Annotated in this window: 22 protein-coding genes and 1 pseudogene; 12 read left to right on the top strand and 11 right to left on the bottom strand. The window is 64.9% G+C overall.

Annotation, left to right across the window (positions count from 1 at the left end):
- Positions 1-138 precede the first annotated feature (138 nt).
- Together Q0D45_RS07605 and Q0D45_RS07610 are read left to right on the top strand one after the other, a co-directional pair.
- Positions 139-2,571, top strand: coding sequence for a penicillin-binding protein 1A (locus tag Q0D45_RS07605; RefSeq protein ID WP_293390759.1), 2,433 nt, complete (start codon positions 139-141; stop codon positions 2,569-2,571).
- Positions 2,571-3,227 carry a hypothetical protein gene (locus Q0D45_RS07610; RefSeq protein WP_293390762.1) on the top strand — a complete coding sequence of 219 codons (657 nt, stop codon included), beginning with the start codon at positions 2,571-2,573 and terminating at the stop codon, positions 3,225-3,227. Before Q0D45_RS07605 ends, Q0D45_RS07610 begins: the two co-directional genes overlap by 1 nt.
- Before the next feature lie 85 nt (positions 3,228-3,312).
- Here the strand turns inward: Q0D45_RS07610 and Q0D45_RS07615 are convergent, their stop codons facing one another.
- The 8 genes from Q0D45_RS07615 to msrP all read right to left on the bottom strand — a co-directional run bounded on the left by Q0D45_RS07615 (position 3,313) and on the right by msrP (position 9,778).
- Positions 3,313-4,602, bottom strand: a complete 1,290-nt coding sequence (locus tag Q0D45_RS07615) for a citrate synthase (RefSeq protein ID WP_293390765.1) — start codon at positions 4,600-4,602, stop codon at positions 3,313-3,315.
- Positions 4,603-4,899: 297 nt separating this feature from the next.
- A complete protein-coding gene (locus tag Q0D45_RS07620; protein WP_293390767.1) occupies positions 4,900-5,139 on the bottom strand; it encodes a type B 50S ribosomal protein L31 in 240 nt (79 codons plus the stop codon).
- A gap of 96 nt (positions 5,140-5,235) precedes the next feature.
- Positions 5,236-5,634, bottom strand: coding sequence for a CPXCG motif-containing cysteine-rich protein (locus Q0D45_RS07625; RefSeq protein ID WP_293390770.1), 399 nt, complete (start codon positions 5,632-5,634; stop codon positions 5,236-5,238).
- A gap of 28 nt (positions 5,635-5,662) precedes the next feature.
- On the bottom strand, positions 5,663-6,814 hold the full coding sequence (gene hemW / locus Q0D45_RS07630) for a radical SAM family heme chaperone HemW (RefSeq protein ID WP_293390773.1): 1,152 nt from the start codon (positions 6,812-6,814) through the stop codon (positions 5,663-5,665).
- Positions 6,811-7,401, bottom strand: coding sequence for an RdgB/HAM1 family non-canonical purine NTP pyrophosphatase (rdgB, locus tag Q0D45_RS07635; RefSeq protein WP_293390776.1), 591 nt, complete (start codon positions 7,399-7,401; stop codon positions 6,811-6,813). The genes hemW and rdgB overlap by 4 nt, the downstream gene beginning before the upstream one ends.
- A 16-nt stretch (positions 7,402-7,417) precedes the next feature.
- On the bottom strand, positions 7,418-8,134 hold the full coding sequence (rph, locus tag Q0D45_RS07640; RefSeq protein WP_293390779.1) for a ribonuclease PH: 717 nt from the start codon (positions 8,132-8,134) through the stop codon (positions 7,418-7,420).
- Entirely contained in the window at positions 8,106-8,792 is a 687-nt protein-coding gene (locus Q0D45_RS07645; protein WP_293390782.1) for a sulfite oxidase heme-binding subunit YedZ, read from the bottom strand. Before Q0D45_RS07645 ends, rph begins: the two co-directional genes overlap by 29 nt.
- Entirely contained in the window at positions 8,792-9,778 is a 987-nt protein-coding gene (msrP, locus tag Q0D45_RS07650) for a protein-methionine-sulfoxide reductase catalytic subunit MsrP (protein WP_366946379.1), read from the bottom strand. Before msrP ends, Q0D45_RS07645 begins: the two co-directional genes overlap by 1 nt.
- A 91-nt stretch (positions 9,779-9,869) precedes the next feature.
- Here msrP and Q0D45_RS07655 point away from each other — a divergent pair, with 91 nt between their 5' ends.
- The 5 genes from Q0D45_RS07655 (at position 9,870) to Q0D45_RS07675 (ending at position 13,478) form a co-directional block, all read left to right on the top strand.
- Entirely contained in the window at positions 9,870-10,310 is a 441-nt protein-coding gene (locus Q0D45_RS07655) for a SufE family protein (RefSeq protein ID WP_293390788.1), read from the top strand.
- 71 nt (positions 10,311-10,381) lie between these two features.
- A complete protein-coding gene (locus Q0D45_RS07660; protein WP_293390791.1) occupies positions 10,382-11,335 on the top strand; it encodes an SPFH domain-containing protein in 954 nt (317 codons plus the stop codon).
- 25 nt (positions 11,336-11,360) lie between these two features.
- Positions 11,361-11,831 carry an NfeD family protein gene (locus tag Q0D45_RS07665; protein ID WP_293390794.1) on the top strand — a complete coding sequence of 157 codons (471 nt, stop codon included), beginning with the start codon at positions 11,361-11,363 and terminating at the stop codon, positions 11,829-11,831.
- 130 nt (positions 11,832-11,961) lie between these two features.
- Positions 11,962-12,594 carry a hemolysin III family protein gene (locus tag Q0D45_RS07670; protein ID WP_366946380.1) on the top strand — a complete coding sequence of 211 codons (633 nt, stop codon included), beginning with the start codon at positions 11,962-11,964 and terminating at the stop codon, positions 12,592-12,594.
- Positions 12,591-13,478 carry a polyphosphate kinase 2 family protein gene (locus Q0D45_RS07675; protein WP_293390797.1) on the top strand — a complete coding sequence of 296 codons (888 nt, stop codon included), beginning with the start codon at positions 12,591-12,593 and terminating at the stop codon, positions 13,476-13,478. The genes Q0D45_RS07670 and Q0D45_RS07675 overlap by 4 nt, the downstream gene beginning before the upstream one ends.
- Positions 13,479-13,544: 66 nt before the next feature.
- On the opposite strand, the gene Q0D45_RS07680 is transcribed toward Q0D45_RS07675, so the two are convergent.
- The gene (locus Q0D45_RS07680; RefSeq protein WP_293390800.1) at positions 13,545-14,681 is read right to left on the bottom strand and encodes a mechanosensitive ion channel domain-containing protein; all 1,137 of its coding nucleotides are present in this window, start codon (positions 14,679-14,681) and stop codon (positions 13,545-13,547) included.
- A gap of 140 nt (positions 14,682-14,821) precedes the next feature.
- Positions 14,822-15,697, bottom strand: coding sequence for an oxidoreductase (locus Q0D45_RS07685; RefSeq protein WP_293390803.1), 876 nt, complete (start codon positions 15,695-15,697; stop codon positions 14,822-14,824).
- A gap of 126 nt (positions 15,698-15,823) precedes the next feature.
- On the opposite strand from Q0D45_RS07685, the gene Q0D45_RS07690 reads away from it, so the two are divergent.
- Complete coding sequence (locus tag Q0D45_RS07690) at positions 15,824-16,729, top strand: LysR family transcriptional regulator (RefSeq protein ID WP_293390806.1); 906 nt, start codon at positions 15,824-15,826, stop codon at positions 16,727-16,729.
- A gap of 21 nt (positions 16,730-16,750) precedes the next feature.
- Here the strand turns inward: Q0D45_RS07690 and Q0D45_RS07695 are convergent, their stop codons facing one another.
- Entirely contained in the window at positions 16,751-17,392 is a 642-nt protein-coding gene (locus Q0D45_RS07695) for an NAD(P)H-binding protein (protein ID WP_293390809.1), read from the bottom strand.
- 108 nt (positions 17,393-17,500) lie between these two features.
- On the opposite strand from Q0D45_RS07695, the gene Q0D45_RS07700 reads away from it, so the two are divergent.
- The 4 genes and pseudogenes from Q0D45_RS07700 to Q0D45_RS07715 form a co-directional block, all read left to right on the top strand.
- Positions 17,501-17,944, top strand: a complete 444-nt coding sequence (locus Q0D45_RS07700; protein WP_293390811.1) for a hotdog fold thioesterase — start codon at positions 17,501-17,503, stop codon at positions 17,942-17,944.
- Positions 17,945-17,954: 10 nt separating this feature from the next.
- Positions 17,955-18,242, top strand: coding sequence for a helix-hairpin-helix domain-containing protein (locus Q0D45_RS07705; protein WP_293390814.1), 288 nt, complete (start codon positions 17,955-17,957; stop codon positions 18,240-18,242).
- A 7-nt stretch (positions 18,243-18,249) separates the two neighbouring features.
- Positions 18,250-18,684, top strand: coding sequence for an HIT domain-containing protein (locus Q0D45_RS07710; RefSeq protein WP_293390817.1), 435 nt, complete (start codon positions 18,250-18,252; stop codon positions 18,682-18,684).
- Between the two features lie 142 nt (positions 18,685-18,826).
- A pseudogene (locus Q0D45_RS07715) lies at positions 18,827-19,653 on the top strand (hypothetical protein); the annotation flags it as partial.

Genomic DNA, 19,653 nt, shown 5'->3' on the forward strand with positions numbered 1-19,653 from the left:
CTTCAAGCGCCGCTGCGGGTGACCGGAAAGATCACCAGAAAGCTCTCCCCAGAGCCTGCAGTTTCCGGTCCATTACAGCGCATTTCCCAAGTCATTCGCCGGGCCATTCCCCAAGGCTTAATTCAGTGATCGAAACCCGTGTCTCCTGATCGACGCCGCCTCGTCGGCCGCATCGCCCTGATCAGCCTGCTGGTGTTGAGCCTTGCTGCCGCCGGCGGTTTTCTGATGCTGCGCGCCTGGGTGATGCCGCAACTGCCCTCGGTGGCAAGCCTGCACGAAATCCGTCTCGGCGTGCCACTCCGGGTTTATACGCGGGACGGAAAACTGATCGGCGAGTTCGGCGCCGAACGGCGTGAACCGCTGACCTATGCGCAACTTCCCAAGCCGCTGGTGCAGGCTTTCCTGGCCGCAGAGGATGATCGCTTCTTCGAGCATTCGGGTGTCGATGTCGCTGGCCTTGCGCGTGCCGCCGTGGTGCTGGCCACCACCGGCCAGAAACGCCAGGGCGGTTCGACGATCACCCAGCAGCTGGCGCGCAACGTCTATCTGACCAACGAGCGCAGCTTCACCCGCAAGATCAAGGAAATCTTCCTGGCCCGGAAGATCGAAAGCGAGCTGAGCAAGGAGCAGATTCTCGAGCTGTACCTGAACCGCATCTTCCTCGGCAATCGCGCCTACGGTGTCGGCGCCGCGGCTTCGGTCTACTTCGGCCGCGAAGTCGGCAAGCTCACCGTCGGCGAGATGGCCTTGATCGCCGGCCTGCCGAAGGCCCCATCGCGCGACAACCCGCTGAACAACGCCGACCGCGCCAAGAATCGCCGTGACTACGTGCTGCGCCGCATGCACGATCTCGGCTATATCGACGACAGCGCCTGGAAGACCGCCACCGCCGAACCGATCACCGCCTTCGAGCACCCGGCGCTGGTTGAAGTGGAAGCCAGCTATGTCGCCGAGATGGTTCGCGCCGAGCTGTATGCCAAGCATGGCGAAGCGACCTACACCGATGGCTATGTGGTGACCACGACGCTCGACTCGACCCGTCAGCTCGCCGCCAATGCCGCGCTCAGGGGCGGCCTGCTGGCTTACGAGGAGCGCCACGGCTTCAACGGCGCCGAAGCGAAACTGCCGCCCGCACTGCTGGCGACGCTGAACAGCAAGCCATCGTCACCGGAAGTGCTGGTGCAGCTGGCCGCACGGCCACCGGTGGCCGGCCTGCAGCCAGCCGTGGTGCTCAGCCTGACCCCGGAACTGCTGCGCGTGGTCACCGACAGCGGCGTCGTCGAACTGCCGAAGGCCGCGTTCGCCTGGGCCGGCTTCAACGAGAAACGGACGCTCGCCGCCGGCGACATCGTTCGCATTGCCAAGATCGGCAGCAACCTGAGACTGACCCAGATTCCCGAAGTGCAGGGCGCGTTCATCGCGCTCGATCCGCACGACGGCGGCGTGCAATCGCTGGTCGGCGGCTACGATTTCTTCCTCGGCAATTTCAACCGCGTGACCCAGGCACGTCGCCAGGTCGGCAGCGGTTTCAAGCCGTTTCTGTACACGGCGGCCTTGTCGAAAGGCTACACGCCCGCCTCGATCTTCCTCGACGCGCCGGTGGTGTTCACCTCCAGCGTCAACCCGGACGACGACTGGCGGCCCGGCAACTACGAAGGCAAGTTCCGCGGCCCGATGCGGCTGCGCGACGCGCTGGCGCTGTCGCGCAACCTGGTGTCGGTGCGCGTCGCGCAAGCGGTCGGCATCGAATACACGCGCGAGTTCGCCTCGCGCTTCGGCTTCGACAAATCCCGCCTGCCGGCCGATCTGACCGTCGCCCTCGGCAGCGCCTCGATGACGCCGATGGAGCAGGCACGCGCCTATGCCGTGTTTGCCAACGGCGGCTTCCTGATCGATCCCTACTTCATCGCCTCGATCACCGACGGCACCGGCCGCGAGGTATTCCACGCCCGGCCGAAGCTGGCCTGCCCGGCCTGCGATGCGCCGCCGCCGGAACCCGTGCTTGATCCGGTCACCGGTCAGCCGGTCGCCGTTCCGGAGCCGCAGACAGTGGAAGTACCCGAAGCGCTGGTGCCGCCTGAAGATCGTGCACCGCGGGTGCTGGCATCGACGCTCGACTACCTGATCAGCAGCATGTTGCATGACGTGGTCACGCGCGGCACCGCGTCCCAGGTCAAAAGCCTTGGCCGCGATGATCTGGCCGGCAAGACGGCGACCTCGAACGACGAGACCGATGCCTGGTTCAACGGTTTTTCGACGACGCTGGTTGCCGTCGCCTGGGTCGGTTTCGACCAGCCGAAGCCGCTCGGCCGCGGCGAAGTCGGTGGCCGTGCGGCGGTGCCGATGTGGATGGACTACATGAAGACCGCGCTGAAGGGCGTGCCACAGCTGAAGCAGCCGAGGCCGCCGGGGCTGACCGATATCGCGATCAATCCGGCCACCGGCAAGCTGGTGGCCGGTGGCACACCGGGTTCGCTGTCCGAGATCGTGCAGAGCGATCACCTGCCGCCACCGGATGACGGCATCAGCCCTTACGGCAATCCGGACAATGCCGCAGCCGACATTTTCTGATGAGCCGGCGCAGCACCCCCAACAGCAGTCACGGCAGCGATCTGAGCCGTGAAGTGATCGCCGAAACGGCGCGGATCATCTGCGAGGAAGACGTGCTCGACTACCGCAGCGCCAAGCTGAAGGCGTTGCAGCGGCTCGGCCTCAGCAGCCGTGGCGCGCTGCCGGACAACGCCAGCATCCAGGCCGCGGTGATCGAGTACCAGCGGATCTTCGGCGGCAGTGATTACGCCGGCCACCTGATCGCCATGCGCCGCGCCGCCGTGCAGGCGATGAAGCTGCTGCAGTCGGGCTTCTCACCTAGGCTGGTCGGTGCGGTGGTCAGCGGCGCGATCACCGCGGCGCACCGCGTGCAGATCCACGGTTTTGCCGATCGTCCCGAGACGCTCGATTTCTTCCTGCAGGATCGCGGCATCCCGTTCGAACAGGACGAGCGCGACTACCGCTACCCGGATGGCAGCGAAGTGCCGGTGCCGCTGGCCCGCTTCGAGGCCGGCGAGATCGGCATCGACATCGCGATGTTCGGGCTCGACGATCTGCGCCGCACGCCGCTGTCACCGAGCGATGGCCTGCCGATGAAGCGCCTGAATCTGGCTGACGCCGAAGCGCTGGCAGCCATCGGCGTCGACGCGATACTCGGCGGCTCGACGCCCAGCTAGACAGTCTCGGTTAGCGAGTTGGTGAGAAGCGCCGCAACGAAAAAGGCCAGCTCGAAAGCTGGCCTTTTTCTGCTGCCTCAGACGATCAGCGCGTCGAGATCGCCTGATATTCCCGCACCGGCGCGCCGGTGTAGACCTGACGCGGACGGGCGATCTTCAGGCCGGCCGGATCGGCGTTCATCTCGTTCCAGTGCGCGACCCAGCCAACGGTGCGGGCGATCGCGAACATCGGCGTGAACATGTTCACCGGGATGCCGAGGGCCTTGTAGATGATGCCCGAGTAGAAATCGACGTTCGGGTACAGCTTGCGCGACTTGAAGTAGTCGTCGTTCAGCGCGATCTCTTCCAGCTTCATCGCCAGCTCGAGCTGCGGATCGTCGATCTTCAGCTCCTTGAGCACCTTGTGGCACTGCTCGCGGATGATCGTCGCGCGCGGATCGAAGTTCTTGTACACGCGATGGCCGAAGCCCATCAGGCGGACGCCGGAATTTTTGTCCTTGACCTTGTCCATGAAGGTCTGGACGTTCTTCACGTCGCCGATTTCCTCGAGCATCCTCAACACGGCTTCGTTGGCGCCGCCGTGTGCCGGGCCCCAGAGCGCAGCAATGCCGGACGAAATCGCAGCATACGGATTGGTACCGGTCGAACCGGCCATACGCACGGTGCTGGTCGAGGCGTTCTGCTCGTGATCGGCGTGCAGGATGAACAGCACGTCCAGCGCCTTGGCGGCGACCGGATTGATCTCGTAATCCTCGGCCGGCACCGCGAACATCATGTGCAGCAGGTTCGAGCTGTAATCGAGCGAGTTCTTCGGATACATGAACGGCTGGCCGAAGTACTTCTTGTAGGCGGCGGCCGCGATCGTCGGGATCTTGGCGATCATCCGGTGGGCAAAGATCTCGCGATGCTTGGGATCCTTGTTGTTGGTGGTGTCGTGATAGAACGCCGACAGCGAACCGACGATGCCGGTGAGCATCGCCATCGGATGCGCGTCGTAGTTGAAGCCCTTGTAGAAGCTCAGCAGCGACTCGTTGATCATCGTGTGGCGACGGATCGAGGCGTCGAAGTCTTCGAGTTCGGTCTTGTTCGGCAGCTCGCCGTGCAGGATCAGGTAGGCGACCTCGATGAACGAGGAGTGATTCGCCAGCTGATCGACCGGATAGCCGCGATACAGCAGGACGCCCTTGTCGCCATCGATGTAGGTGATCGCGCTCTTGCACGAGCAGGTCGACGTGAAGCCGGGATCGTAGGTGAACAGATCCATCTTGTCGTAGACCTTGCCGACATCGGCGCCAGCCGGCCCCAGCGTGCCTTTCACCAGCGGCAGATCGACCTTCTCGCCAGTTTCGTTGTTCAGCAGGCTGTAGCTCGTCATCGCATCTTCTCCGTCGGACTGTTGGGACGGCATTGCGTCCCGCAAGAAATGTGCAGTGCCGCAATCAATCCGCACAAAAGCCCAGTGCACACCGTGGGAGGTGGCAGAAGGGTCTTGGGGGATTTCCCGGCGAGTCCGGCAAGCATAACGATTTTCGGTGTCCTTCGGCCATAGTCTGGCTCGATCAAAACACCGGAAGCCTGTGTTTTCCTGCGCTCAGCGCGAACCGGACCCAGCAAGGGACACAAAAAAGCCGCCCGAGGGCGGCTTTTTCACAGCGTACGGCTTGAAGACCGCTCAGGAAGCGTAGCGCTTGCGGAACTTGTCGATACGGCCGCCGATGTCGGCAACCTTCTGCTTGCCCGTGTAGAACGGGTGCGAAGCGCTGGACACGTCCAGGTTCAGCAGCGGATAGGTCTTGCCGTCGATCACGATCGTTTCACGCGGCTTCAGCGTGGTACGGATGATGAAGGTCTTGTCGGCGGAGTTGTCCTTGAAGGCAACTTCGGAATATTCGGGATGGATGTTGGGCTTCATGGCGTCCTCGGAGGTTGGTGCCTACCGGACAGCGGAGGGCGAAAGGACGCGGATTCTAATGAACTGGCCGGATCGAGGCAAGTGCGCTGCCCGAGTTCAATCGTTTTCGGCTTCGACGTCGACCGTGTGCTCTTCCATATCGTCCGAAATCCAGACCCGCACCGTCATCGGCCGGCAGCAGACGCTGCAGTCCTCGCTGTAGGTCTGCGAGCCGGCGCTGAGATCGATGGTCAGCGGAATGATCTCCCAGCAGGCCGGACAGGTGACCTTGGTTTCTTCGAGGATGCCACTGTCTTCGGCGTCATCGACCGCTTCGACGACTTCCTTGACGCTGATCGTGTATTCCTCGTCCTCGTCGACCAGCAGCCGCACCGTCATCGGCGAGTCGCAGACACAGCATTCCTCGACCCAGGTTTTCGAACCCTTGTCCGGATCGACCGTCAGCGGGATCGATTCGTGGCAGGCCGGGCAGATGACTTCAGCTTCTTCGCGCATGGTCGGTAGTGCGGAGTTGGAGGCAGGATCAGAGAAACTCGCTGATTAGTGTATTCAGATGCGCGCGGCCGAGGGCAGTCGGTCGAATGATCGTGTCTTCCCGCTCGATCAGTCCCTGTGCCTCCAGCTTCGCCAGTCTGGGCCCGATCTCCGACAGTGCAAGCCCGGTGCGCGCCTCGAACAGCGCCGGGCTGAAGCCTTCGTTCAGGCGCAGCGCGTTCATCGCGAACTCGAACGGCAGCTCCGGCGCGCCGACTTGCCGCTGTTCCTGCAGCGCCGATGCCCGTCCGGCAGCCGCCTGATAGGTCTTCGGCAGCTTGTGCCGCGCACGGCGCTCGATGCGATCCGCGAACGTGCGCTTGCCGTGGGCGCCGGCACCGATGCCGAGGTAGTCGCCGAACTGCCAGTAGTTGCGATTGTGCCGGCTCTGCCGCCCGGGCTGCGCATAGGCCGAGACCTCGTATTGCGCATAGCCCTGCTCGGCGAGCAGCGCTTGTCCGGCCAGCTGCATCGCCCAGGCCGAATCGTCGTCCGGAAGCGCGGGCGGCCGGGCGGCAAATTCGGTATTCGGCTCCAGGGTCAGCTGGTAATAGCTCAGATGTTCGGGGCCGAGCGCGATCGCCTCGCGCAGATCGGCCGCCGCTTCGGCCTCGCTCTGCTCAGGCAGCGCGAACATCAGATCGAGATTCAGATTGTCGAAGCCCGCTGCGCGGGCAATGCGCACGGCACTCACCGCATCGTCATGACCGTGGATGCGGCCAAGCCGTTTGAGCATCGCGTCGTTCAGGCTCTGCACGCCGATCGACAGGCGATTGACCCCCGCTGTTCGGTAATCACGGAAATAGCCGGCGTCGACGGTACCCGGATTGGCTTCCAGGGTGATTTCGATGTCCGGCGCGAAGTGGAGCCGCTTGGCAAACGCTTCGAGCACCGCCGCGATCGCCCGCCCAGAAAACAGGCTCGGCGTACCGCCGCCCATGAAGATCGACTGGATCGGCCGTGATTCCGGCTGCTGCAGCTCGAATTCGAGATCGCGGATCAGCGCCGCGACGTAAGCGTCTTCCGGCAGCGCACCGCGCAGGCCGTGCGAGTTGAAATCGCAGTACGGACACTTGGCCACGCACCAGGGAAAGTGCAGGTATAGCGACAGCGGAATCGCTGCCGCATCGACGCCGGTCACGGCCGCAGTTGCGCCAGCAGCGCCGCAAATGCCCGGGCGCGATGGCTACGGGTGTTCTTGTCGGCCGCGCACAGTTCGGCGGCGGACTGGCCGGATTCGAGATCGAGAAACAGCGGGTCGTAGCCGAAGCCGTTGGCACCGCGCGGCTCGCGCAGTATGCGGCCCGGCCAGGCGCCGAAAGCGATCAGCGGCACCGGATCGTCGGCATGGCGCAGCAGCGCCAGCACCGAGACGAAGCGGGCGTCGCGCTGCTCGTCAGGCGTTTCGGCCAAGGCGGCGAGCAACTTGGCGTTGTTGGCGGCATCGTCGCCCTGGGTTCCCGCGTAGCGCGCCGAATAGACGCCAGGTGCGCCACCGAGCGCGCCGACTTCGAGACCGGAGTCGTCGGCAATCGCCGGCAGACCGGACACCTGCGCCGCATGCCGTGCCTTGATCAGCGCGTTCTCGACGAAGGTCGGCGCGGTTTCTTCCGGCTCGACATCGCTGAACTCGGAGACCAGCTTCAGCTGGTAACCGAGCGGCGCGAGCAGGCTTTCCAGCTCGATCAGCTTCTTGCGGTTGCGGCTGGCAAGGACGAGCGCGCCCATCGGGATCAGGCGGGGATCAGCGGCTGGCCAGCGCAGCCTGCTGGATCGCACACAGCTCGGCGATGCCCTTCTGGGCGAGGCCGAGCAGGGCATCGAGTTCGCTGCGCTGGAAGGCGTGGCCTTCGGCGGTGCCCTGCACTTCGATGAAGCCGCCGGCGGCGTTCATGACCACGTTCATGTCGGTCTCGCAGTTCGAGTCCTCGGGGTAATCGAGGTCGAGCACCGGCGTGCCGTTGTAGATGCCGACCGATACCGCGGCGACCTGGCCGTGCAGCGGGTCGCGCTTGATCTTGCCGATCTTGCGCAGATGGGCGATCGCATCGGCGAGCGCGACGTAGGCGCCGGTGATGGCCGCGGTGCGGGTGCCGCCATCGGCCTGCAGCACGTCGCAGTCGATGGTGATGGTCAGGCCGGCCATGGCGTCGAGATCGAGCACCGAACGCAGGGACCGGCCGATCAGGCGCTGGATCTCCTGGGTGCGGCCGCTCTGCTTGCCCTGGGCCGCTTCGCGCTTGGAGCGCGTGTGCGTGGAGCGCGGCAGCATGCCGTATTCGGCGGTCAGCCAGCCGCCGTCCTTCTTCCACGAGGGGCCCCGTTCCTCGACGCTCGCCGTGCACAACACCTGGGTATCGCCGAACGCGACCAGCACCGAACCTTCGGCATGGCGCGTGAACTGACGCTGGATCGTGACGGGACGAAGCTGGTCAGGCGCGCGGTTTGAGGGACGGGTCACGGGGGTCTGCGGCAGGGGAGCGGGCGCGGAGTATACCGCCGCCCATCCGAGGCCAAGCCCGGGCCCAGGGCAGCCGCCAGGCGAGCAGCACGGTGAGGATGGCGGCGTACAGCAACGGTTCCGACAGGTCTTTCTTGACCAGCCAGACGTAGTGCAGCACGCCGAGGACCGCCGCCGGATAGACCAGTCGATGGATCATTTTCCAGCGCCGCTTCAGGCGCCGCTGCCAGCCATCGGTCGAGGTGATCGCCAGCGGCAGCAGGAACAGCCAGGCGGTGAAACCGACGGTGATGTACAGGCGCTTGACCAGGTCCTCGCCGAGCTTCGCCACGGCCTGGGCCGGCGCCAGGATGTTGAGATCGAAAACGATGTAGACGGCAAAATGCAGGCAGATGTAGGCGAACGCCCACAAGCCGACGGTGCGCCGCAGCTTCAGCGGCCAGACCCAGCCGGTGAGGCTGCGCAGCGGCGTCATCGCCAGACTCAGGAGCAGGAAGCGCAGCGACCAGTCGCCGAGCGCGTGCTCGAGGAACTCGATCGGATTGGCGCCGAGGCGGCCATTCAGCAGCCGCTCGACGAGCATTGCCAGCGGCGCCAGCGCCAGCAGCCAGATCAGCGCGCGCGCCAGCCGCAGCCGGGCCACCGGACCGATGGTCATCAGTAGTTCTTGCGCAGGTCCATGCCGGCGTACAGCGAGGCCACTTCCGGATAGCCGTTGAACGGCAGGGTCGGACGCCGGAACAGTTCGCCGAGGCGGCGCTCGCTGGCCTGGCTCCAGCGCGGATGATCGACCGTCGGATTGACGTTGGCGTAGAAGCCGTACTCGCTGGCGCCGATCTGGTTCCAGGTGGTTTCCGGCTGGGTTTCGGTGAAGCGGATCCTGACGATCGACTTGACGCCCTTGAAACCGTACTTCCACGGCGTGATCAGGCGCAGCGGCGCGCCGTTCTGGTTCGGCAGCACCCGGCCGTAGAGGCCGACGACCATGAACGCCAGCGGGTGCATCGCTTCATCGATGCGCAGGGCTTCGCGGTACGGATACGGCAGCACGCCGCGCTTGATCATCGGCATCTGCACCGGATCGGCGAGCGTGAAGAACTGCACGTACTTGGCCTTGGCGTTCGGCTTGAAGCGTTTGATCAGATCGGCCAGCGGAAAACCGATCCACGGCACGACCACGCTCCAGGCTTCGACACAGCGCATCCGGTAGATACGCTCTTCAAGCTGCTGCGGCTTGATCAGATCGTCGATGCCGAGCACGCCGGGCGCATCGCATTCACCTTCGACGGTCACCGTCCACGGCCGGGTTTTCAGGGTGCCGGCAGTGCTCGCCGGATCGGACTTGCCGGTGCCGAACTCGTAGTAGTTGTTGTACTGGGTGATGTCGTCGTAGCTGCAGACCTTTTCGCCGCCGGCCATCTCGGTCTTCTTGGCGACTTCCAGCGTCGCCAGCCCGGACTTCGCCGCGCCATCGACGGCGGCGGGCTCGGCCTTCGGTGCCTCCTTGGCGTCGCTGCACGCGGACAGCGCCAGCCCGGCGGTCGCCAGGCCCATCCTGGCGAGGAAATGGCGGCGATCCTGGAACACCGGCTCGGGCGTGATCTCGCTGGACGCGATCGGAAACTCGGGGGCTACGCGAATCAGCATGGCGGTGGCTCAGGTCAGGCAGTGATGACGGTCTGACCGCAGCTTAACCAGCCGGTTTCGCCGTAACATGGTTCAAGTACGCGAAGACATGAAAGACGGACGCTTGAACACGCAAGACAACGAAGCGCTGCAGGAACTGGTCGATACCTTCGACCTGCTCGGCGATTGGGAGGAGCGCTATCGCTACCTGATCGAACTCGGACGCAAGCTGCCGGCCATGCCGGACGCCGAGCACAGCGAGATCAACAAGGTGCGCGGTTGCATGAGCCAGGTCTGGCTGGCCGGCGAAGTCGGCGATGACTCCCGCCTGCATCTGCGCGGCGATTCCGACGCCCACATCGTCAAGGGCCTGATCGCGCTGATCCTGGCGCTGACCGATGGCCGCACCGCGCAACAGGTGCTCGATACCGACATCAAGGCCGCGTTCGCGCAGCTGGGCCTGGAAAGCCATCTGTCGATGAACCGCCGCAACGGCTTCTACGCGATGGTCGAACGGATCAAGGCGATGGCCGCTGTCGCCGCGAACTGAGCGAAATCACCGGCGACACAAGGCACTCACAGATCGGCGGGTAGAATCGAGGCGTCTACCGGAGTAACCCCATGTCGATCTTTGCGCTGGCGCTGCTCGCATTCGCCCTTGTCACGCTGTTCAAGGCCGTGGTCACGGTGCCGCAGGGCACGGAATACACCATCGAACGCTTCGGCAAGTACCGCGCGACGTTCACGCCCGGCCTGCAGTGGCTGGTGCCCTTCGTCGATCGCATCGGCCGCAAGCTGTCGATGATGGAGCAGGTGCTCGACGTGCCGTCGCAGGAAGTGATCACCAAGGACAATGCGATGGTCGGCGTTGATGGTGTCGTCTTCTACCAGGTGCTCGACGCCGCCCGCGCCGCCTACGAAGTGCAGAACCTGCAGTACGCGATCCTCAATCTGACCCAGACCAATCTGCGCACGGTGATGGGCTCGATGGATCTCGACGAGCTGCTTTCGCAGCGCGATCACATCAACACCCGCCTGCTGGCAGTGGTTGATCAGGCGACCTCGCCCTGGGGCATCAAGGTCACTCGCATCGAGATCAAGGACATCCGGCCGCCGATGGATCTGGTCGAAAGCATGGGCCGGCAGATGAAGGCCGAGCGCGACAAGCGCGCCTCGATCCTCGAAGCCGAAGGCATGAAGCAGAGCGCCATCCTCAAGGCCCAGGGCGCGCAGCAGGCGCAGATCCTGTCCGCCGAAGGCATGAAGCAGCAGGCGATTCTCGATGCCGAAGGCCGCAAGGAAGCCGCGTTCCGCGATGCCGAAGCCCGCGAGCGCCAGGCCGAAGCCGAGGCCAATGCAACGGCGCGGGTCTCCGCCGCCATCGCCCAGGGCGACGTGCAGGCGATCAATTACTTCGTCGCCACCAAATACATCGAAGCCTTGAAGGACATCGCCACCAGCCCGAACCAGAAGCTGGTGTTCATGCCGCTGGAAGCGGCCAGCGTGATCGGCGCGATCGGCGGCATTGCCGATCTCGCGAAAGCGGCGTCCGCGCAGGCCACAACGAAGTACTGAGTCGCCGCGAACGGGAGCAAGACTCATGGACGCAATCATCACCGACGGCTTCGTGTTCTGGCACTGGTGGGTGCTCGGCTTCCTGCTGCTGGTCGCCGAAATCCTGACGCCGGGCACCTTCTTCATGTGGATCGGCTTCGCCGCTTTCGTCACCGGCCTGGCCGCATGGCTGATCCCGGGCCTGAGCTGGGCCGGCGAGATCGTGATGTTCGCGGTGCTGTCGCTGGCGGCGGTGGTGCTGTGGCTGAAGTACCGGCCGCTGACCCGCAATGATGCCGAAGACAACGGCCTGAACCAGCGCGGCCGGCACACCATAGGCCGAGAGCTGACCTTGGTTTCCGACATCGAGAACGGCATCGGCCAGGCGCGGCTTGATGATTCCGTCTGGCGCGTATCCGGCCCGGCACTGAAGGCCGGCAGCCTGGTCAAAGTGATCGGCGCCGATGGCGCGACCCTGAAAGTTGAAGCACTGAACGTGGAGCCTCGTCATTCCTGAACTACAGCCTCACTCGCCGGAGCCGGATGCCGACGCCGATATCGCGCCGGCCGGCGAACAACGCGCCATCGCCGCAATCCGCGAAGCGACCCACAACCTCTACAGCTTCGGCGAAGAACTGGTCCACAGCCTGACCCACGGCCTCGGCGCGCTGCTGGCGATCGTCGGCCTGTGCGTGCTGGTCGCCCGCTCCGTGCTCTACGGCGGCACCCGGGAGCTGGTGGCCAGCAGCATCTTCGGCGGCGCGCTGATCCTGATGTACGCAGCCTCGACCTTGTTCCACAGCATTCCGATGCCGCGGCCCAAGCACATCTTCCGGGTGCTCGATCACTGCCTGATCTATGTGCTGATCGCCGGCACCTACACGCCGTACACCCTGCTCGCGCTGCGCGACAGCCCCTGGGGCATCGGCCTGTTCATCTTCGTCTGGGCCCTGGCCGCCGTCGGCATCGTCTTCAAGATCTTCACCACCGGCCGCTTCGAATGGCTGTCGCTGGCGGTGTATCTGCTGATGGGCTGGTGCGGCGTGGTCGCCGGCAAATCGATGATCGCGGCGATTCCCAATGGTGGCCTGTGGCTGCTGCTGGCCGGTGGCCTGTCATACAGCTTCGGGACCATCTTCTATGCCTCGACCCGCCTGCGTTACCACCACGCGATCTGGCATCTGTTCGTGCTCGCCGGCAGCATTTTTCATTACTTCAGTGTGCTGTTCTATGTCCTTCCGGGACCCGGCAATCTCCTGGGCAATCCGGTGACGCCATGAGCAAGAAACCGATCGTCGACGGCAGCCCTTATCGGGTCCCGGACGACGGCAGCTTTCGCGTCGACAAGGCGCGTACCGCGCCGCCGAAGCGTGCTGCGGACGACGACGTGCAGAAAGACCGGCTGCGCGACGAGATCGCCAAGCTCGACGATCTGCAGAAGATCCTCTTCGCCCACGATCATCACTCGGTGCTGCTGGTGTTCCAGGCGATGGACGCCGCCGGCAAGGATTCGACGATTCGCGCCGTGCTGTCCGGCGTCAATCCGGCCGGCTGCCAGGTGCATGCCTTCAAGCGCCCGAGCCTGGAAGAACTGGACCACGACTTCCTCTGGCGCACCACTTGCCGCCTGCCCGAGCGCGGCCGCATCGGCGTGTTCAACCGCAGCTACTACGAAGAAGTGCTGGCGGTGAAGGTGCATCCGAAATTCCTCGACGCGCAGCGCCTGAGCATCGGCAAGCATCCGAAGAAATTCTGGAAGCAGCGCTACGCCTCGATCCGCGATCACGAGCGTCATCTGGCCCGCAACGGCACGGTGATCATCAAGTTCTGGCTCAACGTCTCGAAGGAAGAACAGCGCCAGCGTTTCCTCGCCCGCCTGACCGAGCCGGAGAAGAACTGGAAGTTCGAAGCCGCCGACGTTGCCGAGCGCGAGCACTGGGACGCCTACATGCAGGCCTACGAAGACGCCCTCAACGAAACCTCACGCCCCTGGGCGCCGTGGTACGCGATTCCTGCGGACTCGAAGCCGTACATGCGCGCGACCGTCGCCGACGTCATCGTCCGCACGCTGGAAAACCTGAACCTGCAGTACCCGGTTTCCAGCGCCGAGCAACTGGCGCAGTTCGCGGAACTGCGGATGCGGCTCGAAAACGAGTTCAACTAGGGTCGAGTTTGCAGATGAAATCAACATTCCACAGCAAGTTTTCGAGTATCTGAAGTCGCCGATGTCTCAAGCCGCATTGGGCGTGGGTGAAGTGGCCGGCGTGTCGGCGTTGGGCGGTGGTGGCGGCGATCCTTCGGGTTTCTCGCCTTTCATGATTTCGGCGCGCAGGTGTGGCAGGTACAGCGGGAATTCACGCGCGATGAACGAGATCACGCCTTCACGCACGCGGCAGCGCAGATCGAAGTTGCGCCCCGAGTCGGAAGATGAAAGCAGCACGCGCAGCTGCATCTGCGATTCGCTGGTATCGGTGACCTGCACGATGCCCACGCGGCCGTCCCAGTCCTTGTCCTGCTCGCACAGTCGCGTCACCTCACCACGGATCGGATCCACCGGCAGGCGGTAGTCGGCCCAGATCATCACGGTGCCGAGAATGTCCGAACTCTGGCGCGTCCAGTTCTGGAATGGTTTCTCGATGAAGTACTGCAACGGCACGATCAGTCGGCGCTGATCCCAGATGGCCACCACCACGTAGGTGCCGGTCACTTCTTCCACTCTTCCCCATTCGCCTTCCAGCACGAGAACGTCGTCGATGCGGATCGGCTGGGTGAGTGCGAGTTGCAGACCGGCGAGCAGGTTGCCCAGCGCGGGCTTGGCCGCAAGGCCGATCGCAAGGCCGGCGATGCCTGCCGAGGCCAGCAGGCTGGTCCCCACCTGGCGCACGCTGGGGAAGGTCATCAGCGCAATCGATACGCCGAGGACCAGGATCACCACGTATAGCGTGCGCGTGAGTACTCGGGCCTGCGTGAGCCGCGTGCGTGCGACCAGGTTGTCCGCGGCGTTGGCGTAGGGGTTGAGCTGAACGATGGCTTCGCCCGCCACCGCCACGCAGCGCAACAGCAGCCAAGTCATCGCGCCAATCCACAGCACGCCGGTGGTATGGCGCAAGGGGCCGATCAAGGGCAATTCGTCCGCGGCGGCCTGCCACACCAGCCCGAGCGCGGTGAGTGCCGCCAGGGTCGTCACTGGCGGATTCGTGCGCCGGACGATCAGGCCCAGGATCGTGAGATGACTGGTGGCGCGTGTTGCCGCCGCGCGCAGAAGGCGCATGGCCAGCAGCACCAACAGCAGGATTCCCGCGGCGGCGGCGCCGGTCAGAGCCCACGGCGGCGCCTCGTTACGCAGATATTCAAGGAAGGCTTGCACGACGAGAATCCTTTCTCAGGCGAGTTGCGCTCACCTGCAAGCCTTGCAGAGAGCGTGCCTGGGACGATGGGTTCGCGGGAAGCAACGGCTCCCGGATCGTGATCGGGCATCAGCGCCCGACCACGATCCGAGCACAAGGCTCAGGCCGCGGCAAAGTCGGTCGACAGAGCCAGCGCACGCCACTGGTTCAGCTCCTTGGCCACGCTGGCGTTCTTGCTCTCGATCCGCGCCACCGTGTCGCTGCCCAGCGCCAGACGCACCGGCGGGTTCTTCGCATTCACCAACTGCAACATCGCCACCGCGAGCTTGGCCGGATCGCCCGGCTGCTGGTGGTTGTGCTCGGCCGCGAAGTCACGCATCGCTCCGGCGGTCTCGTGATAGTCGCCGATGTTCTGCGCGACCTTGACCAGCGAACTGTCGTCGAGAAAATCGGTACGGAAGAAACCGGGCTCGACCACCGTGACCTTGATGCCCAGCGGCGCCAGTTCGATCGCCAGGGATTCACTGATGCCTTCGACGGCGAACTTGGTCGCGCAGTAGACGCCCCAGCCGGAGAACGCCGCCGAATAGCCGCCGATCGACGACAGGTTGATCACGTGGCCGCTGCGCTGTTCGCGCATCTGCGGCAGCACCGCGCGGGTCACCGCCAGCAGGCCGAAGACATTGGTGGAAAACACCTTCTGCACTTCTTCGGCGCTGGATTCCTCGACCGCGCCGAGCAGGCCGTAACCGGCGTTGTTGACCAGCACGTCGATGCGACCGAACTGCTTCAGGGCCTGCGCGACTGCTGCATGCGCCTGATCGTCGCGGGTCACGTCGAGGGCGACCGGCAGCAGACGCGGATGCTCGCCGAGGCGGGCGGTGACCGTCGCCGGGTTGCGGGCGGTGGCGACCACCGCATCACCTGCGGCAAGGGCCTGCTCGGCGATCAGCGCGCCGAAGCCGCGGGAGGCGCCGGTGATGAACCAGACGCGGGGCTGGGCGGTGGTCGAAGCCTTGGAAGTGTCGTTGCTCATGGTGTTTCTCCTGGGTGGATTGCGAGGCCGGTTCGGGTGTCTTGCCGGAGTGCAAGCACGGTAAGCCTGGGGTACTGTTGAAACAATCAGTCCAGTTTTTGATGATCTACTGAGTTTTATTCAGTAATGAGCAGACTCTCTCCTTCCGACCTCTCCGCCTTCCTGGCCGTTGCCCGCCACCGCAGCTTCCGCAAGGCGGCGGTCGAGCTTGGCGTCTCGCCGTCCGCGCTCAGCCATGCGCTGAGAGTCATCGAGGAGCGCGTCGATCTCCGGCTTTTCAACCGCACCACGCGCAGCGTCGCCCTGACCGAAGCCGGCGAGCGCCTGTACGCCCGCGTATCGCCGGCATTTCGCGACATCCAGGACGCGCTCGAAGACCTCAATGCCCTGCGCGGCAAACCGGCCGGCACGCTGCGCATCAACGCCGGCCGTGCCGCCGTGCAATTGGCCCTGCTGCCGGTGGCCACGAAGTTCCTGAAGGCTTATCCGGATGTGCGCCTCGAGATCGTCGTCGACGATGGCCTGGTCGATATCGTCGGCGCCGGCTTCGATGCCGGCCTGCGTTTCGGCGAGACCCTGGCCGGCGACATGATCGCCCTGCCGATCGGCCCCAGACAGCGCTCGGCGGTGGTCGCCACGCCGGAGCATTTCGAGCGCTACGGCATTCCTCAAACGCCGCGCGATCTCGACGCCCATCCCTGCATCCGTCAGCGCTTCCTGAGCGGCGCGCTGTATCGCTGGGAGTTCGAGCGCGGCGGCACCGAGCTGAGCATCGAAGTCGATGGTCGCCTGACACTGACCGACTGGGATCTGGTGCTTGAAGCCGCACTCGCCGGCAATGGCCTGGCCTATCTGTTCGAAGCCCGCGTGCTGCCGCTGATCGAGGCTGGCCACTTGCAGCGCGTGCTTGCCGACTGGTGTCCCTACTATCCCGGCCTGCACCTGTACCACCCCAGCCGCCGCCAGCAGCCGGCCGCGCTGAAGGCGTTCATCGAGTTCGTCAAGAACGACAACGCGGAACGCGCCCGCTGAACCTGCGCACTCCCTGCGACTTCAGAGTGGCAGGGAGTGCACCTGTACGCCGCTAGCCGATTGCCGCGCCTTCAGCAGCATCGCATCGGCGACTTCTTCCGCCGTGATCGGCCGGTACTTGCGCAGCGGCCCCACGCATAGCGGAGACAGCAGCGGCGCCAGCTTCTGGCCCAGCGCCTCGGCGGGACGGGATTCGCTGCGCGCACCCAGCAGCAACGACGGCCGGAAGAACTGCGTGGACGCGAAGCCGACCGCGGCCACATCGCGCTCCATGCGCGCCTTGAGCCGTGAATAGAACGCCAGCGATGTCGTGCTCGCCCCGGCGGCGGACACGCCGAAGAAGCGCGTCACGCCACCCGCCTGCGCGGCGCGAGCCACGGCGAGCACCATCGTGTAATCGACCCGTTCCAATCCAGCATTGCCGCCGGCTGCCTTGGTGGTGGTGCCGAGGCAGCAGAACAGATCATCGGCAAGCAGCGGATCGCCAAGGCCATCCAGGTCTTCGAGCGTGGACTGCACGAAGCGCAGCTTTGCCTGAGTGCGCGTCGGCGCACGGCGACCGAGCACGATCACCGTGGCGTATTCCGGCGCGGCCAGCAGACGATCGAGCAGCGCCGCACCGACCAGACCGGTGGCGCCGACCAGCAAAGCAGTTCGGGTCATGCGCGATCCTCCAGCTGTTCAGTCAGGGCACCGAGTGTAAGCGAGCAAGTCGGCCCGGCAGTCGCGTTAAAGTGGCGGCCCCTCTTTCTCACCCCTTCAATCATTCACATGAGCATCTGGAAACAGCCAGTCACCATTGGTCAGGAATGGCCGATTCCGCAGAACAGCCTCGGCGGTCATCTCGGCCTGAAAGTCACCGAGATCGGCGTCGATTACCTGCGCGGCACGATGCCGGTCGACCATCGCACGGTGCAGCCGTTCGGCCGCCTGCATGGCGGCGCGTCCTGCGTGCTGGCCGAAGAACTCGGCAGCATCGCTGCCTTTTTGTGCATTCCCCCGGGCACCGGCGCGCCGGTGGGGCTGGACATCAACGCCAACCACATTCGCCCGCCGACCAGCGGCATCGTCATCGGCACCGCGCGGCCACTGCACATCGGCCGCAGCACGCAGGTCTGGGAAATCCGCATCGTCGACGAACAGGATCGGCTGGTCTGCATTTCGCGGCTGACCGTTTCGGTGATCGCGCTCGACAAGGCCAAGCCTGTCGCCTGAGATTCCTCACATGCTCAAAGTCGCGACCATCGCCGAAGCACGGCGCTTCACCGATCTGCCGAACATCGGTCCGGCGATGGCCGGCGATTTCGTGCAGCTTGGTCTCAAGCAGCCGCAGGAGCTGCGCGGCGCCGATCCGCTGCGGCTGTATCGCCAGCTCTGCAAGCTGACCGGCCAGCGCCAGGATCCCTGCGTGCTCGACACTTTCATCGCCGCGGTCGACTTCGCCAACGGCGCTGCCGCCAGGCCCTGGTGGGATTACACCGCCGAGCGCAAGCGCCTGCATCCTGATCTCTGACCCGACAATGAACGACGCCACCTGGTCCCTGCATCCGCGCCTGGCGGCCGACACCGTGCCGGTCGGCGATTTCGTCCTGAGCCGCCTGCTGCTGTCGAACGACGCCCACTATCCCTGGCTGATCCTGGTGCCGCGCCGCGCCGACATCCGCGAGATTCACGAGCTGAGCGAGGCCGATCAGCAGCAATTGCTGCGCGAGTCGATGCTGCTGTCCCGAGCCTTGATGACGGCGTTCTCGCCGACCAAGCTGAACATCGCCGCCCTCGGCAACATGGTTCCGCAGCTGCACGTCCACCACATCGCCCGCTACGACAACGACGCTGCATGGCCGGCGCCGGTCTGGGGGCGAGTGCCGGCGATCGATTACGAGGCAGCCGTGCGTTCGGAACGGATCAGGACGCTGCGCGAGCTGCTGGGCGGGGCGCTGCACACTGCCGACTGAGCTTTCATCAGGGAACAGCGTTCGTGAAATCCGGGGCATTCAAGATCAGTACGCCCCAGTATGAAAAGCGCAGCATGCGCCGGTACACTCGTCCACCAGCGCGCCTCAAGAGCGCGTCCCAAGGCGCAAAAAGGGGATGCGGATGAACCGGAAACTGTCTGCTGCGGCCGTGCTGGCCGCGGTCCTGATGCTGTCCTTCGCCAGTGCTGCCAGCAAGCCGGCGAAGCCTGAAGCGCCTTCGACAGTCACGCCGCCGCCGGTGGCCGATGCGCCGTACGGCATGACCCTGCGCTCGGTGTCTCTGGAAGATCTCGCCAAGCGCGATCTGCTGCCGCTCGGCACCTACAAGGGCACCCCGCAGCTCAACGAAAAGCGCGCCTGGTACGACGAAAACTTTTACGCGACCCTGGCCGCCCGCAAGGTCTGGCCCGATGGCGGCCAGCACTACACGCACGGGCCGATCAGCTGGAAGTTCGCGCCGATCCCGCAGGCCGCACCGCCGCCTTGCGGCGAGCCGCAGCCGACCGGCTACGACACCGAGTCCTGTCGCTATGTCGGCACCTTGTTCAAGGACGTCGAAGCCAGCGATCCGGCCAAGGCAAAAGCGCTGCGCGCACAGGCCCGGCGCGGCCGCGACGTCTGGTTCAAGGGCACCTTCGGCAACCAGGACGAGATCTACCTGCACTTCGCCCGCACCGTGCCGAACGGCATGGCGGACATCTGGTACCCCTGGCTCGACACCCGCGAGCGCGGCAAGCGCTTCGAGAAATACGGCCTGATCAACGATCCGGACTGCACGGAAGGCGATGCCAGCACCTACTGGTGGGACCGTTGCCCTGACGAGCATTCCAGCGGCGTGCTCGGCTATCGCAAGTACACAGCCGATCCGACCAAGGACACCGCCGGCAAGATCGTCTTCGATCCGCTCAAGTCGCCGTATCAGCCCGACGAGCTGAAGAAGAACCTGCG

The sequence above is a fragment of the Nevskia sp. genome (genome assembly GCF_023266035.1).
Classification (GTDB): Bacteria; Pseudomonadota; Gammaproteobacteria; order Nevskiales; family Nevskiaceae; genus Nevskia.